The organism is Rhizorhabdus histidinilytica, assembly GCF_900167915.1.
Lineage (GTDB): Bacteria > Pseudomonadota > Alphaproteobacteria > Sphingomonadales > Sphingomonadaceae > Rhizorhabdus > Rhizorhabdus histidinilytica.
The window spans coordinates 1-14,261 of record NZ_FUYM01000021.1 but is presented as its reverse complement, the minus strand read 5'-3'; the positions used below and the strand labels follow the sequence as shown (position 1 = coordinate 14,261).

General features: G+C 66.2%; 9 protein-coding genes. All 9 read right to left on the bottom strand.

The features are described 5' to 3' along the window. Positions 1–37: 37 nt before the first annotated feature. The 9 genes from B5X82_RS24595 to B5X82_RS24555 all read right to left on the bottom strand — a co-directional run bounded on the left by B5X82_RS24595 (position 38) and on the right by B5X82_RS24555 (position 13,736). On the bottom strand, positions 38–1,165 hold the full coding sequence (locus B5X82_RS24595) for an MFS transporter (protein ID WP_235862795.1): 1,128 nt from the start codon (positions 1,163–1,165) through the stop codon (positions 38–40). Positions 1,166–1,221: 56 nt separating this feature from the next. Then, positions 1,222–3,585 carry a TonB-dependent receptor gene (locus B5X82_RS24590; protein WP_223811297.1) on the bottom strand — a complete coding sequence of 788 codons (2,364 nt, stop codon included), beginning with the start codon at positions 3,583–3,585 and terminating at the stop codon, positions 1,222–1,224. Between the two features lie 48 nt (positions 3,586–3,633). Continuing rightward, entirely contained in the window at positions 3,634–4,074 is a 441-nt protein-coding gene (locus B5X82_RS24585; RefSeq protein ID WP_079650990.1) for an SRPBCC family protein, read from the bottom strand. Beyond that, positions 4,071–6,185: a N,N-dimethylformamidase beta subunit family domain-containing protein gene (locus tag B5X82_RS24580; protein ID WP_079650988.1), complete on the bottom strand. Its 2,115-nt coding sequence runs from the start codon at positions 6,183–6,185 to the stop codon at positions 4,071–4,073. The genes B5X82_RS24585 and B5X82_RS24580 overlap by 4 nt, the downstream gene beginning before the upstream one ends. Continuing rightward, complete coding sequence (locus tag B5X82_RS24575; protein ID WP_079650986.1) at positions 6,182–8,554, bottom strand: TonB-dependent receptor; 2,373 nt, start codon at positions 8,552–8,554, stop codon at positions 6,182–6,184. The genes B5X82_RS24580 and B5X82_RS24575 overlap by 4 nt, the downstream gene beginning before the upstream one ends. A 176-nt stretch (positions 8,555–8,730) precedes the next feature. Beyond that, entirely contained in the window at positions 8,731–10,095 is a 1,365-nt protein-coding gene (locus B5X82_RS24570) for an MFS transporter (RefSeq protein WP_079650985.1), read from the bottom strand. After that, complete coding sequence (locus B5X82_RS24565; protein WP_079650983.1) at positions 10,088–12,163, bottom strand: N,N-dimethylformamidase beta subunit family domain-containing protein; 2,076 nt, start codon at positions 12,161–12,163, stop codon at positions 10,088–10,090. Before B5X82_RS24565 ends, B5X82_RS24570 begins: the two co-directional genes overlap by 8 nt. 53 nt (positions 12,164–12,216) lie before the next feature. Then, positions 12,217–13,359, bottom strand: coding sequence for an aldo/keto reductase (locus B5X82_RS24560; RefSeq protein ID WP_079650981.1), 1,143 nt, complete (start codon positions 13,357–13,359; stop codon positions 12,217–12,219). Further along, positions 13,356–13,736 carry a TIGR04076 family protein gene (locus B5X82_RS24555; RefSeq protein WP_223811296.1) on the bottom strand — a complete coding sequence of 127 codons (381 nt, stop codon included), beginning with the start codon at positions 13,734–13,736 and terminating at the stop codon, positions 13,356–13,358. Before B5X82_RS24555 ends, B5X82_RS24560 begins: the two co-directional genes overlap by 4 nt. Between the last annotated feature and the right edge of the window lie 525 nt (positions 13,737–14,261).

Genomic DNA, 14,261 nt, shown 5'->3' with positions numbered 1-14,261 from the left:
TGGACGATTGCCGGCCGATTAGCAAGCAAACGCTTGACTAATGACCTTCCGACAACCTGCGCCCCGCCCCGCGCAGGTCGAGCGCGGAGAGCAGCCAGCACAGCAGGAACAGCAGGATCGACAAGGCGAGGATCGGGCCGAAGCCCTGCCCCATCAGCGGCGTCGACAGCGCCGGCCCAACCGCGAGACCGAGCATCTGCAGCGCGGCGGCACGCTGGACGAGCCGCCCACCCCGATCGATCCCGGCGACGATCGCGACGAGCAGCGGCGTCATCAGGTTGGCCGCGGCGTTGAAGATGCCGATGCCGACGCCATAGCCGATCGCATCGAGCCGCATCGTCATCACCGCCAGCGGCACGACGCAGCCGATCGTGCCGATCGCGATCAGCCGGCGATGGCCGATCCGCTGGCCCAGCGACGCCGCGAAGGCGCCGGGGATGCCGGCGAGCTGGGCGATCGTCAGGCCGTTGGCCACCGATTGCGGGGCGATGCCCATCCGCTCGCCGATCAGCGACAGGAAGGCCCAGACGACGCCCTGCCCAAGGAAGAAGAGGAATACCGCGCCGAGCAGCAGATAGGGGCCGGCGCGCGGCCCGCCGCCACCCTGTCCGGTCGCCTGTGCCGGAGCAGGCTGGACGACCAGGGGAAGCAGCGCGAGGCCGGCCGCCGCCATCGCCGCGAGCAGGCCGAAGATGCCCCCCGCCCCGAACAGCGCCGCCGCCTGCGGCAGACCGAAGATGCCAAGCGCGCCATAGACGAGCACCGCGACGATCAGATGGCCGAAGGCACGATCGGGATCGGGGGCCGCACCGACCATCGCATAGCCGAGCGAGATGGCGATCCCCGCGCCGAGCCCGGCGAGCAGTCGCAGCAGCAGGAATATCTCATCCGCGGGGGAGACGGCGGAGGCGAGGTTCGCCGCCGCCATCAGCGCCAGCGCCACGCCCGCCAGCCACGACCAGCGCAGCCGCGTGCCGATCGACGCGGCAGCAATGGTCGACAGCGCGATGCCGAAGATCTCGGCCGAAGCGGCATAGCCGACGATGCTCTCGTCCATCCCGCTCGCGATCAGCACCGACACCAGGCCGGGTTGGATGATGAAAACCTGCATGCCGATGACCACGAGGGCCATCCCCGCGAGCACGCCCCGGGCGTTACGTTCCAAATCCGTCCCCTTTTTCCGGACGGGCTCCCCCGGTGGAGGAGCCCTTTCCGGCATCATCAATACTGGTAGCGCAGACGCAAGAACCATTCGCGCGGGCGCGACCGGACCGCCTGGGAATATTCGGAGCTGGTGACGCCGCTGACGATATAGGCCTTGTTGGTCAGGTTGGTGCCGCCGGCCGCCACTTCCCAGCGCTTGGTCGGCGAACGATAGGTCAGCGACGCGCCGAGCACGCCATAGGCCGGCTGGAACAGCGACGGATCGTTCGAGAACTCCTTGTACTGGCCGCTGCGGCGGCTGTAGTCGGCGCGCGCGAACAGCGTGCCATGGTCGTTGTTGAAGAAGGTCGCGACGCCGCCGACATTATAGGTGAACTTCGACGTGTTCGGGATCTTCAGCGACAGCGCGCCAGGGAAGTTGGCCAACGCGTCAGCGCTGAACTTCACATATTTGGCATCGATATAGCCGAAGCTGCCGTCGAAGCGGAACCAGTCGGCCAGCACCGCCGATCCCTCGACCTCGATCCCCTTGATGTGTGCGGTGCCCGAATTGGCGAGCACCGGCACGAACTGGCCAATCGGGCCGGGGCCGTCCGGATCGACCACATAGGTGACCTGGATGTTCTTGTAGTCGGTGTAGAAGCCCGCGACGTTGAGACGCAGGCGACGGTCGAACAGCTCGGTCTTCAGGCCCACCTCATAGGAGGTCGCCTTCTCCGGGCCGGCATAGGAGACGATGTCGTCGGGATCGGTGCCGGGCGCGGGAATGACCGGCGGGAAGTAGCGCATCGTGAAGCCGCCCGCCTTGAACCCCTGCGAGAAGGTCGCATAGGCCATGGTGCCGCGGTCGAACTTGTAGCTGAGCGACACCATCGGCGTCGCGGACTTGCTCGTCCGCTTGTACCAGCCCGCCGGGAACAGCGGCGTGCCGACCGGCCCGAACAGATCGACGATCGGATTGGTCACGCCCGGTGTCGGAATCGTCGACAGATAGTCGTAGCCGGTGATCACCTGCAGGCCCGGATTGAACTGCTTGCGCTCATAGGTGTAGCGCAGGCCGCCGGTGATCGAGAACTGGTCGGTCAGGTCGTAGGTGATCTGCCCAAAGGCGGCATAGCTGTCGTTCTTGATCTTGCCGCCCGAATCGAACTGCACCAGCGGCAGGTTGACCGGGAAGACCTGCGTGCCGCTCTCGTGCATGTAGAACAGGCCGGCGACATATTGCAGCCGCGAGTCCATCAGGTCGCCCAGCACCTGCACTTCCTGGCTGAACTGCTTCTGCGAGATGTGCTGCTCGACGCCGCCATAATAATAGGGCGATCCGTAGAGGTCCTGCGCGACATCGACGCCGACGTCGCGATAGGCGGTGATTGACTTCAGGGTTATGCCGTCGCCCTTCCATTCGAGGTTCAGCGACGCGCCCTTGATGTCGGTGTCAGACTGGTTCGGCCCCGAATTGGTGGTCGTGCGGCTGTCGATCGGACGGACATACTGGCTGTTGTAGCAATAGGGATTGCCGAACCGCGACGGACCAGCCGTCGGCAGGCAGACGCCGCCCGGCACCGCGCCGTTGTAGATGCCGGCGAAGCCGTCGGTCTCGACCACCTTGAGCAGCACCTGCGCGGGCGACTGCTCGCGAATGCGGGTGCCATCGAACGACAGGGTGGCGAGCAGGTTGTCGGTCAGATCGGCCTCGAGCACCAGCCGGCCGCTCAGCCGGTCGATATTGCCCTGCTCGCCTGTCTTGGCGCCGGTGGGGCTGACCCGGTCCATGAAGCCGTCGCGGCTCTGATAGGCACCCGACAGGCGCGCGCGAACCCGATCCGACAGCGGTCCCGACAATATGCCCTTCACGTCGATCCGGTTGAAGCGGCCGACCGTCGCCTCCGCCTCGGCCTCGAATTTGTCGCTCGGCCGCTTGGAGATGAACTGGATAGCGCCGCCGATCGTGTTCTTGCCGAACAGCGTGCCCTGCGGCCCGCGCAGCACCTCGATCCGTTCGATGTCGACGGTGTCGAGCAGCGAGCCAACCGACTTGCCGACATAGACGCCGTCCAGATAGAGGCCGACCGCGGGCTCGACAGTGATGACATAATCGGTCTGGCCGATGCCGCGGATCGAGATCTGGCTCGACGCGCCGCCGCCGGACTCGCTCGCCGCGCTGTCGAACTGCACGTTCGGGACAAAATTGGCGATGTCGGCCGAAGACTGGACGTTGCGGTCCTGCAACGCCTGCGCGCCGAAGGCGGAGATCGACAGCGGCGTGGTCTGCACCGACTCCTCGCGCTTGCGGGCGGTCACGACGATGTCGCCCAGCGATGCCGGATTATAGCCGGCATCCTGCTCGGCGGCCTGCGCCAGCACCGGTGCCGCTGGCAGGACCAGCAGGGCCGAGGCCGTGGCGAGGAAAATGCGCTTCATGCGTCTCGCGTCCATTTCAATTCCCCTTTTTCAAGCAATATCCGATGATTACAGGCTCAACTTGTCCAGCCTTCCGAAACAGACCCTCCAGCCGCCGTCATAATGGTTCCACTCTGCCTGATCCCGCAGGCCGCTATGGGCGAGGACGAGGCGGCTGCCGCCCTCCACCGGTTCGATGGTGACGTCGACGAAGGTCGGCTCCGGCCGCGGCGCCGGATTGGGCCCGCGATAATTCCAGCTCTTGCGGAGCCCCCGGCCCGGATCGAAGCGGAGGAACTCGCCGATCACGACATGCTTGCCGTCGGGGCCGACGATGTCGTGGCGGTAATGGCCGCCTGGCGCCGGCTCGACCTCGGCATGGACCAGGTTGTAAGGCACGGGCGCCAGCCATTGCGGCAGCAGCGCCGGATCGGTCCAGGCACGGAACAGCTGGTCGGGCGTCTTGCCGGCGAAGCGATGCTCGACGGTCGCGACGATGATATCGGTCATGGGATGTCTCCCCTTGAAGTCGGAAGATCGGGCGGCCCCTCGGGCCGGGTGAAGGCGCGGATGACGTTGGCGGTGATCCGGGCAACGTCGTTGTCGCCGCCGCGATCGGCGAGGCAGCTCGTCCAGGCGATCGACGGCGCGGAGAAGACCCGCCCGCCGCCCGCCAGCCGCCGATAGGCGATGTGCGATTCCATCGCCCCGGCAGTGCCGGTCGACAGCACATCCTCGCTGGCGATGAAGGTCAGCGCCGGATCGAAGCCGGTCGCGGTGGCGAGCCGGACGGTATCGGCCGGGGTGCCGAGATCGGCCCGCATCGCGTCGACCTCGAAGCCCGAGGGCCCGCCGAGCAGTTCGGCCCGCGCATCGATCGCGGTCGCGTCGGCGCCGTCGAAGATCCAGGCGAAAGCGGGATCATGGCTGGCGGCGTCGCGGACATAGGGGCGCCCCTGGCCGAAGCTGACCGCCGCTGTGCCGGTGCCGAGCAGCCGGTGCGCCGACCGTCCGCGCCAGCGCCATAGCCCGCCCGGCTCGCCGGTCGCCGCCTGGCGCACCTCGCCCGGCGGCGATTGCCACGGGATGGTGCCGGCATGGCCGCGGCGCACCTCGATCACATGCGGTTCCTCCGCGAAGATCGATGTGACGAAGTAGAAGGCGTTGCCGCCAAGGTGGATCAGTCGTCCGCCGTCGCCGACATAGGCCTCGACCGCGTCGAACAGCGCGGTGCTGACATATTCGGGATGACTGCCGGTCATCACCGCGCGATAGGGCTTCAGAACCTCGGCGCCGCGCTCGTGCAGGACATGGTCGGTGATGATGTCGAAGCGCTGGCCGATCGACCGCAGCCATTCGATCGTGGCGATGTCGGCGCCGAGCTGGTGCGGCCCGCGCAGCAGCGGATGGCGATAGTCGGCGCGCATGTTGACCAGCGGCCGCCGCAGCGAGGCGTGGGTGCAGCCCGATCCGTCGCGATGATAGTCATAGGCGCTGATCAGCCGCATCTCCTCGGCCCAGCGCTCGATCGGGCCGACGATCGCGTCGAGCGGCGCGCCTGCGATCGCCTCGACGCCGGGATTGGTCCACCAGTGCCGTTCATTGGCATAAGCGAGGTAGCTGAAGCTGGGCACGAGGAAGGCGAGCGGCGCGGGCTCCGCGTCGGCCGCCGGCAGCACGAAAAAGGGCACCAGGTCGCGCTGGTCGCCCTGGCGCAGCTCGATGCCATAGGCCTCGCTCGGCAGGCCGGCGGGCGGCGTGAAGGTGAAGCTCTCGGGCCAGCCCGCGTCGGTCAGGTCATCGCTGTGGAAGGCGATCGCGTCATAGCCGGCCGGGTCCTCGCTCCAGCCGCCGCTGAGCCCGTTCCAGTCCGGGCCGGTGACGCCGCGTTGGGGCGTCTGGAACAATCGGCCATGGCGCGCCGCAGGTCCCTCGTCGATCACGATCGGGCTGCCTGGGTCCTTATCGAAAGCCCAGGCGGCGAGCAGCGCGTCGCCGTCCGCGATGCGCGGCCGGGCGATCTTCCCGTCGAAACAGGCGACGGGAAGATCATTCTCAATAATCGCAGCAATATGAAAGCTTTGGGAATCGATCTTCACATTGGCCGGAGGCAATGTCGCCTCCTCCGACCAGTCGGTCACCCCTGCGTCGGCGGTGTGGATCGACAGGGCGAACCGATCGCCCCTGCTGTCGACCCGCACCTCGCTCCAACGCGCGTCGGCGAGCGGCCGGCCGGTGACGATCTCGACGCCGCCCCAGTCCAGCCGCAGCCGCCCCTCCCCGTCGAGGAACAAGCCATGGCTGCGCCCCCAGCCGAGCAGCGCCTGGTCGCGCCCGTCCGCCGGCCGGGTCGGTCGCACCCATAGCGAGATCGCCGGCCGGGTGGGCAGCGGCACGCCGGCCGCCACCGCCATATGGCTGCCGGTGGCGATCGGCCGCTCCGCGCCGTCATGGAAGCCATCGATCGCCGAGGCGATCGGGACGAGATCCCCGGCGCGGCGCGCCAGCCGGACGAGCCTCGCTTCGAACCTGCCCGCGGGCGCGCTCACATGGAAGCCGAGGCTTTCGCCCGGGGCGACCTCGAAGCGATCGCCATAGCCGATCAGCGGCGCCCCGGTCATATCTTGTGCCGCAGGGTCAGGTACCATTCGCGCGGCCGCGACCGCACCGCCTGCGCGCGATCGGAGCTGGCGACGCCGCTGACGATATAGGCCTTGTCGGTCAGGTTGGTGCCGCCCAGCGTCACGTCCCAGTTCCGGTCGGCGGACCGATAGGTCAGCCCCGCATTGAGGATGCCGTACCCCTTCTGGAACAGCGACGGGTTGTTCGAGAACTCCTTGAACTGGCTGCTGCGATAGGCCCAGTCGGCGCGCAGGAACACATTGCCGGACTCGTTGTCGAAGAAGGTCACCGTCGTCCCGACATTGTAGGTCCACTTCGGCGTGTTGGGCAGGTCGAAGCCCAGCGCGGCGGGATAGGCGCCGATCGCCGCCGCGGTGAACTTGCGGTATTTGGCGTCGATATAGCCGAGGCTGCCGTCGATCCGCAGCCAGTCGGTCGGCACCGCCGCGCCCTCGACCTCGATGCCCTTGATGCGGGCCGAACCCGAATTGGCGAGCACCGGCAGGAAGCGGCCGATCGGCCCCGGACCGTCTGGATCGATCGTGTAGGTGACCTGGATGTTGTTGTAGTCGGTGATGAAGCCCGCGACGTTCAGGCGCAGCTTGCCGCCGAGCCACTCACTCTTGATGCCCGCCTCGTAGGAGGTCGCCTTTTCGGGCTTGGCATAGGGGATCAGAGTGTCGGGATCGACGCCTGCTGCCGGCCTGACCGGCGGGAAGAAGCGCATGGTGAAGCCACCGCCCTTGAAGCCCTTCGCATAGGTCGCATAGAGCATCACGTCGTCGACCGGCTTGTAGCTCAGCGAGATCATCGGCGTGCCCGCCTTGCTGTTCCGCTTGTACCATCCCGCCGGGAACAGCGGCGTGCCGGGTGCGCCGAAGGCGTTGGCGACGGGGTTCACGAAGCCCGGGATCTTGATCACCGACAGGTCGTCATAACCGACGACGTGCTGGAGCCCCGGATTGAACCGGCGCGTTTCATAGGTGTAGCGGAAGCCGCCGGTCAGCGAGAGCCTGCTGGTGATCTCGTAGGTGAGTTGGCCGAAGGCGGCATAGCTGTCGTTCTTGATATCGCCGCCCGACAGGAACTGCGCGAGCGCGGTCTGGACCGGGAAGAGCTGCCGTCCCCATTCGCGCTGGTAATAGGCGCCGAGGACGTAGGACAGCCGCTTGTCGAGCAGGTTGCCGCTGAGCTGATATTCCTGGCTGAACGACTTGAAGTCGATGTCCTGCCCGACCTGGCTGTTGTAGTAGGCGCTTCCGCCGAGGTTCTGGTCGACGAACACGTCGACCTTGCGGAACGAGGTGATCGACTTGACGTTGATGTCGCCCGGCTTCCAATCCAGCGTCAGGGCGACGCCCCGCACGTCGGTGTCGGCCGTGTTGCCGCCGGCATTATAGGTGACCCGCGTGTCGGTCGGCAGCGAATATTGGTCGTTGAAGCAATAGGGATTGGAGAAGCGCGACGCACCCGCCGCGGGCGCGCAGACGCCGCCCGGTACCGCCAGGTTGAACAGGCGGGGGAAGCCCGCATCCTCGGTCACGCGCCGCAAATAGGTGGCCGGCGACTTCTCGCGGATCCGGGTTCCGTCGAAGGCCAGCGTCGCGAGCAGGTTGGGAGCGACGTCGGCTTCGAAGACGAGCCGTCCGCCCAGCCGGTTCATGTCGCCCTGGACCTCCCCGGTGCGCTCGCCGCTGCGCAGGATGCGCTTCATGAAGCCGTCGCGGCTCTGATAGGAGGCGGACAGGCGGAAACGCAGCCAGTCGGTGATCGGGCCGGACATCGCGCCCCGCGCGTCGAGCCGGTCGTAGCGCCCGGTGGTCAGCTCCATCTCGGCCTGGTTGTCGGCGGTCGGGCGCTTGGTGATCACCTGGATCGCGCCGCCGATCGTGTTCTTGCCGAACAGCGTCCCCTGCGGGCCGCGCAATATCTCCACCCGCTCGACGTCCACCGTATCGAGCAGCGAGCCGAGCGACTTGCCGACATAGACGCCGTCCAGATAAACGGCGACGCCGGGCTCGACGGTCAGCACATAGTCCGTCTGACCGATGCCGCGGATCGAGATCTGGGTCGACGCCACGCCGGACTCGTTGGCGACAGGATCGAGCTGGACGTTCGGCACGGCGCGCGAGACGTCGGCGATGTTCTGCAGGCCCCGGTCCTGAAGCGAGCGGGAGTCGAAGGCCGACACCGACAGCGGGGTCGTCTGCACCGATTCCGCCCGGCGGCGCGCGGTGACGACGATATCCTCGAGCCCGCCCGACCGGGCGCCTTCATCCTCGACCTGCGCAGCGGCCGGTTGCAGCCCGCCGCACAGTGCAATGGCGCAGCTCGACAGCAGGATCATCTTCGCGTGACGATAACCCATAAATATCTCCCTTTAAATTATTTCGCCTTTATTTTCCGTTCTCGGTTTTCCAATTTAAGACAAATCAAAAGAACGAACAAAATCATCCGCCAGAACAATGTTGAGGCGCAAATTCACAGGCAATATTCTTCAGTAACGACTAAAAACTATTCAGAGCCTTGGTAGCGAAGCATGCGTCATCGATATGCCTCCTCTGTGTCCGGGGCGTCCCGCAGGACGCGGCGATAGGCGGAAAGTCCGGTCAGCAGGCACAGGCCGGCCGTGAGCGACAGCAGGCCGCTGCCGATGCCCAGTCCCCAGCGCAGCATCGCCTCGCGGCCGAAGAGATGATCGGTCAGCAGTGCGACGACCAGCGGACCGACCGATATCCCGATGATGTTCACCAGCATCAGCGCGAGGCCGTTGACGCGCCCGCGCAGCGCGTCGGGCGTGATCAGCTGGATCGCCGTCGGGCCGAGCGAGACGAACGAGGTCGAAAGAAAGGTGAAGGGAACGTAGAGCGCCAGCGACAGATAAGGATTTCCCGCGATCGCCGCGACCAGGCAGATCGGCGCGAGTATCAGCGCGATGATCGCCGCCAGCCGCAGCGTAGCGTCGGCGTGGTGCCGCGACAGCCGGATCGCCCCCATACCGCCGGCCAGGATGCCGGCCGTCCCGAAGACGAGCATCATCAGCCCCAGCCAGCGGGCAGTATCGGCCGTCGCCCAGCCATAGCTTCGCTCGAACATCGCCGGAATCCAGGCCATGTTCGCATAGCTGACGCTGGTGAGCAGCCCGATGCCGAGGCAGTAATGCGCGAGGAAGCGCCTGCGCGGCGACAGGAAGGCTCGGAGGGCGGGTCCGCCGTGCGCGCCCGCCGCCCGCAGGCGCACCGGCTCGCGGATCGTCAGGATCAGCAGCGAGATCGCGAAGCCCGGTGCGGCGACGATGAAGAAGGCGGCCTGCCACGGCGCGAAGCCCTGGAGGAAGGGCAGCGCCGCGGTCGCCGGCGCGGCCATCTGCTCGGCGAACGCGCCGAAGATATAGGCGAGGCCGGCCCCGAGCGAACCGCCGATCGAATAGACGCTGATCGCCAGCGGCAGCCGGTCCTTCGCGAAATAATTGCTGATCAGCGAGAAGGCGGCGGGGCCCAGCACGGCTTCGCCGATGCCCACCCCCATCCGCGCCATGAACAGTTCGGGGAAGCTACGCGACAGCCCGCAGGCGATCGTCATCAGGCACCAGATCGCCAGCGCCATGGCGAGGATGTTGCGCCGGTTGAACCGGTCGACCAGCCATCCGGCCGGCAGGATGCAGGTCGAATAGAAGATCGCGAAGGCCAGCCCCTGCAACAGGCCGATCTGGACGTCGGAAATACCGATGTCGCGTTTGATCGGCCCGACGAGCAGGCTCAATATCTGCCGGTCGAGGAACGCCGCGATATAGGCGAGCACGAGGACGCCGACCACGTACCAGCCATAGCGCCCTGTGTTCGCAGGGAGGGGTCCAGGCCGCGCGGGAAGCGCCATCGCCATGGCCGGAAGCTCCGCCCGCCTATCCATCGGCCCCTCCCCGCCCGGCGAAGCGCCGCAGCACGTTGCGGGTGATGGTGGCGACCTTGTTGGCTCCGTCGTCGGTCAGCAGGCAGCCGGTCCAGGCGATCGACCCGACCGAGAATATGTCGCCGCGCCGGCCATGGCCGGGGATCAGCACGAGGTCGGCCCGGTTCTCGCCCAGCGTCCCGGTCCAGCGTCCGTCGTCGAGCAGATATTCGGTGACCGGCGGATCGAACCGCGCGACCGCGAGGCAGACGGCATCGGCCGGGGTGCCCAGGCCGGGGTCCATCCGGTCATATTCGAAACCGCCCGGCTGGCCGAGGACGCAGCTCTCGGTATCGATCACGTCATCCTCGACGCCGTCGAACACCCAGGCATAAGCGGGATCGTGGCTCGCCTCGGTGCGGACATAGGGGCTGCCGCGATCGAACGTCACCGACGAGGTCCCGACGCCGAACAGCCGATGCGCCGATCGGTCGCGCAGCTTCCACTTGCCGCCCAGTTCGCCGGTCGAGGCGTGGTGCGCCTCGCCGGGCGGCGATTTCCAGTGCGCGCCGCCGGTGTGGCCGCGCCGCAGTTCCATGACGTGCGGCTCGTCCGGATAGGTCGAGACCGCGCAGTAGAAGCCGTTGCCGCCGAAATAGACCAGGCTTCCGCCCTGCCGGTTGAAGGCGTCGAGCGCATCGAGCACGGCGGCGCTGACATATTCGGGATGGCTGCCGGTCATCACCACCGCATAGCCCCGCAACGCCTCGGCGCCCCGGACATGCAAGTCGTGATCGGTCACCACGTCGACCGGCTCGCCGATGCCGTCGAGCCAGTCGAGGATCAGCAGGTCGGCGCTGAGCTGGTGGGGGCCGCCGATATAGGGATGGTGATAGCCGGCGCGGAAATTGACGATCGGATGCAGCCAGGATGCGTGGGTGCAGCCGGTGCCGTCGCGATGGCGGTCATAGGGACTCAGCATCCCGTGCCCGGCCGCCCACAGCTCGGCGGCAGTGACGCTATGCTCGAGCGGCTTGCCGGTGCGCGCCTCGACATTGGGCATGTGCCACCAATGGCGCTCATTGCCATAGGCCAGATAGCTGAAGGTCGGGGCCAGGAAGGCGCAACGGGGCTTCGCCTGCTCCCTGCCCGGCGTCACCAGGAACGGCAGATGATCGGAGCCCTCGGCCGTCGACACCTGCAGCGCATAGACGCCGCTGGCGAGGGTCGCGGGCACCGTCCAGGCGAGCGTCGTCGCCCAGCCGGCATCGGTCAGGTCATCGCTGTGGAAGGCGATCGCGTCATAGTGCGACGGCTGCTGGCGCGGTTCTTGGGCGGTGCCGTCCCAGGCCGGTCCGGTGACCGCGCGGCGGGGATGCTGAACCAGGCGCAGTTCGTTCCCGCCGCCTGCGACATCGACGACGCGCGCGGTTTCGTGGTGCCGGCTCATGTCCCATTCGGCGATCGCTCCCTGCGCTGCCGAGCGGATCGCCGGCCGGGCGATCTTGCCGTCGAGGCAGCCGACGGTCGCCTCCCCATCCCACCAGCCGGAGAGCCGGAAACCCTCGGCGCGGATCGGCTCGAAATCCTCCGTCGTTTCGACAACGCCGCCGACCTCGCGATCGTCGAGCGGCGTCACCTCCAGCCGGGTCGGGCTGCCCGGCGTGAGGACGACCCGATACCAATGGTTCGGCCGCAGCGGGATGTCGGAGCGAAGCTCGACGCCCCCGCCCCGCGCGACGATCAGCCCCGCCTCGACGAACAGGCCGTGATCGGGGCCGCTGGAGAGAACGCCCTGTCGTTCCGGGCTTTCGGCCGTCGGGCACAGATGGAGCGAAAGCGCGAGGTCCATCGGCCAGCCGGAAGCCGGCCGCGCGAGCACGGCATGGCTGCCCATCCGGATCGGCTGGACCTTCCCCGGATAGTGGCCGTCGACGTCCGAGGCGATCGGCTCGAACAAGGCCGGATCGCGGTGGAGCTTCACCAGCCGTGCCTCGAAGCTGGCCGCAGCCGTGCTCACCGCGAATTCCACGGTTTCGCCCGGCGCGACGTTCAGCTTCTTGGCATATCCGGTGATGGGTAGCTCCACGCACTGCCTCCAGAAGGACGATCCGGCCCGCTCAATAGCTCAGTCGATAGGCCTCAAGCCTTGATGTGATGCCCATAGGGTTCGGCGAGCACGACCGGATCGCGATGGCGGATGACGAGCTTGCCGTCCTCGACATCGAAATAATCGGTCGCGACATTCTCGATCGCGTCGCGGTCCTCGATGCGGTCGAGGTCGTAGCAGTCGCCGGCCGGCCCGGTGGAACGCGCGAGCACCGCGTCGATCGCCTGCCGGTCCTCGTCGTCGAGCGCGAATGCGAACAATTTGAGGTTCTGGGCGAGGTGCCGGTCGTGCCGGGCGCCCTGGATCACCGCGGCGACGCTCGGCTGGTCGAGGACGTAGCGACTGGCAACCGCCGGGATCGCGACGCCATGCTTGGCGCCGATCGTGTCGAGCGTCCGCAGCAGCTCCTGGAACAGCGCCCAGCCGCCGAAATCGACGATGATGCGGTAATATTTGTCGAGCGAGACATTTTCGAAGGTGGGCTTGCCCGGATCGGGGATGCCGAGCCACTTCGACGAGATCAGCCCGCCGCCGATCGATCCATAGCAAAGGAGCTGGATGTCGTTTTCGGCACAATATTGCTCCATGCCGTTCTTGGGACGGCGGTCGGTCAGCGAATATTGCACCTGGTTGGCGACGATGTCGACGCCGGCATCGACCATCTTGGCCAGCTCGGCGACATTATAGTTGGTGCCGCCGATATGGTGGATCTTGCCCGCCTGCTGAAGCTCCTTGAGGATCAGCGCGGTCTCGACATTGCCGTCGATCTCGTAGTTCCACCAGTGGAGCTGGACGAGGTCGAGCCGCTCGACCTTCAGCCGGGCGAGCGAGCGGTCGATGGTGTCGACGACGGTCTGGCGGCTGTGGTTGCGCAGTTCCTCCTCCTGGAGGAAGGCTGGGATATATTTGGTGTGGACCGCGACCTGGGAGGCTTCGGCCGGCCCGCGCTCGCGCCGGAAGCGTTCGATGAAGCGGCCGATCCGCTCCTCCACCCCATAATAGACGTCGCCGCAGTCGAAGGCGGTGATCCCCGCATCGACGAAGGACACCATGTGGCGGTACATGTCGTCATCGTCGCGCACGCTGCTGCTATGGTCATCGGCGATCTGCCAGTTTCCCTTGATGACGCGGGGAACCGAAAAATCGGGGCGCAGATTTACGCGGGGAATGGTCATGCATGGTCCTCTGCTTGGCTGGTCTTGTCGAGCGGCAGCGCCGAATTCTCCGAATGGCTGTGCATCCGGCGGGTCTCGCGGATGATCCTGAAGCGGCCGCCGCAATGCGGGTCGGGACAGGCAATCACCGCGTCGGTGTTCATCCAGTCGTTGGGATGAAGGTCTCGCTGCTTGGCCGGCAGCAACGGCAGGATAGCCGCCAGCGAATACATGGGGAAACGCACCCCCTCCCCCATGGTGATCAGATCGTCGTCAGTAACGGTAAAATAGTCACCCGCCTTGTGTTTGCAGATGAAGGGCTTTCCATCTGCCTCCGGCATCACTTCGACGCGAAGATCATGAAGCGGATAGCCGTCGTCTGCCGCCGCGCTGCTCATGATACCTCCCACATTCATTCTTGTCTGCGGAAGGAGGATGCGCGCTTCAGTGCCGGATGGCGCGATAGGAATTGCGCAAAACCGGAATAAATTGCTTTTAATTGAAAAATTACCCGCCCGTCGGATCGGCCTGCCAGGGGCCGAAGCGAAATATCGACCGCCCGGACGATCAATAAATTTGTGCGCGGCGGCGGGACCCTATTGACATCAATGGCGCAGCCTTAATAATCGAAGAAATTCGATTTTATAAATGGGGAGGATGGGCACAAGCCGAGCCAATGGCGTAGTTATGGCCAGTTTTTCCGGAATATCTGGGGATTTTCATCGAGCATTCGGGCACAGCGCTCGCCAGAAAACTCGATGTTATACGGTTTACCAACGCCGACTATGCCAGCATCGATCCACAAACAGGGACGAACATCACCACCTGCCGCAGACGATCGAGGCAGACAGAAGGGGGTTTTATGAAGAAGCATCCATATCCTGGTTGGACCAAGTCGTCGGTCGCCGTCGCAGCGCTGATGC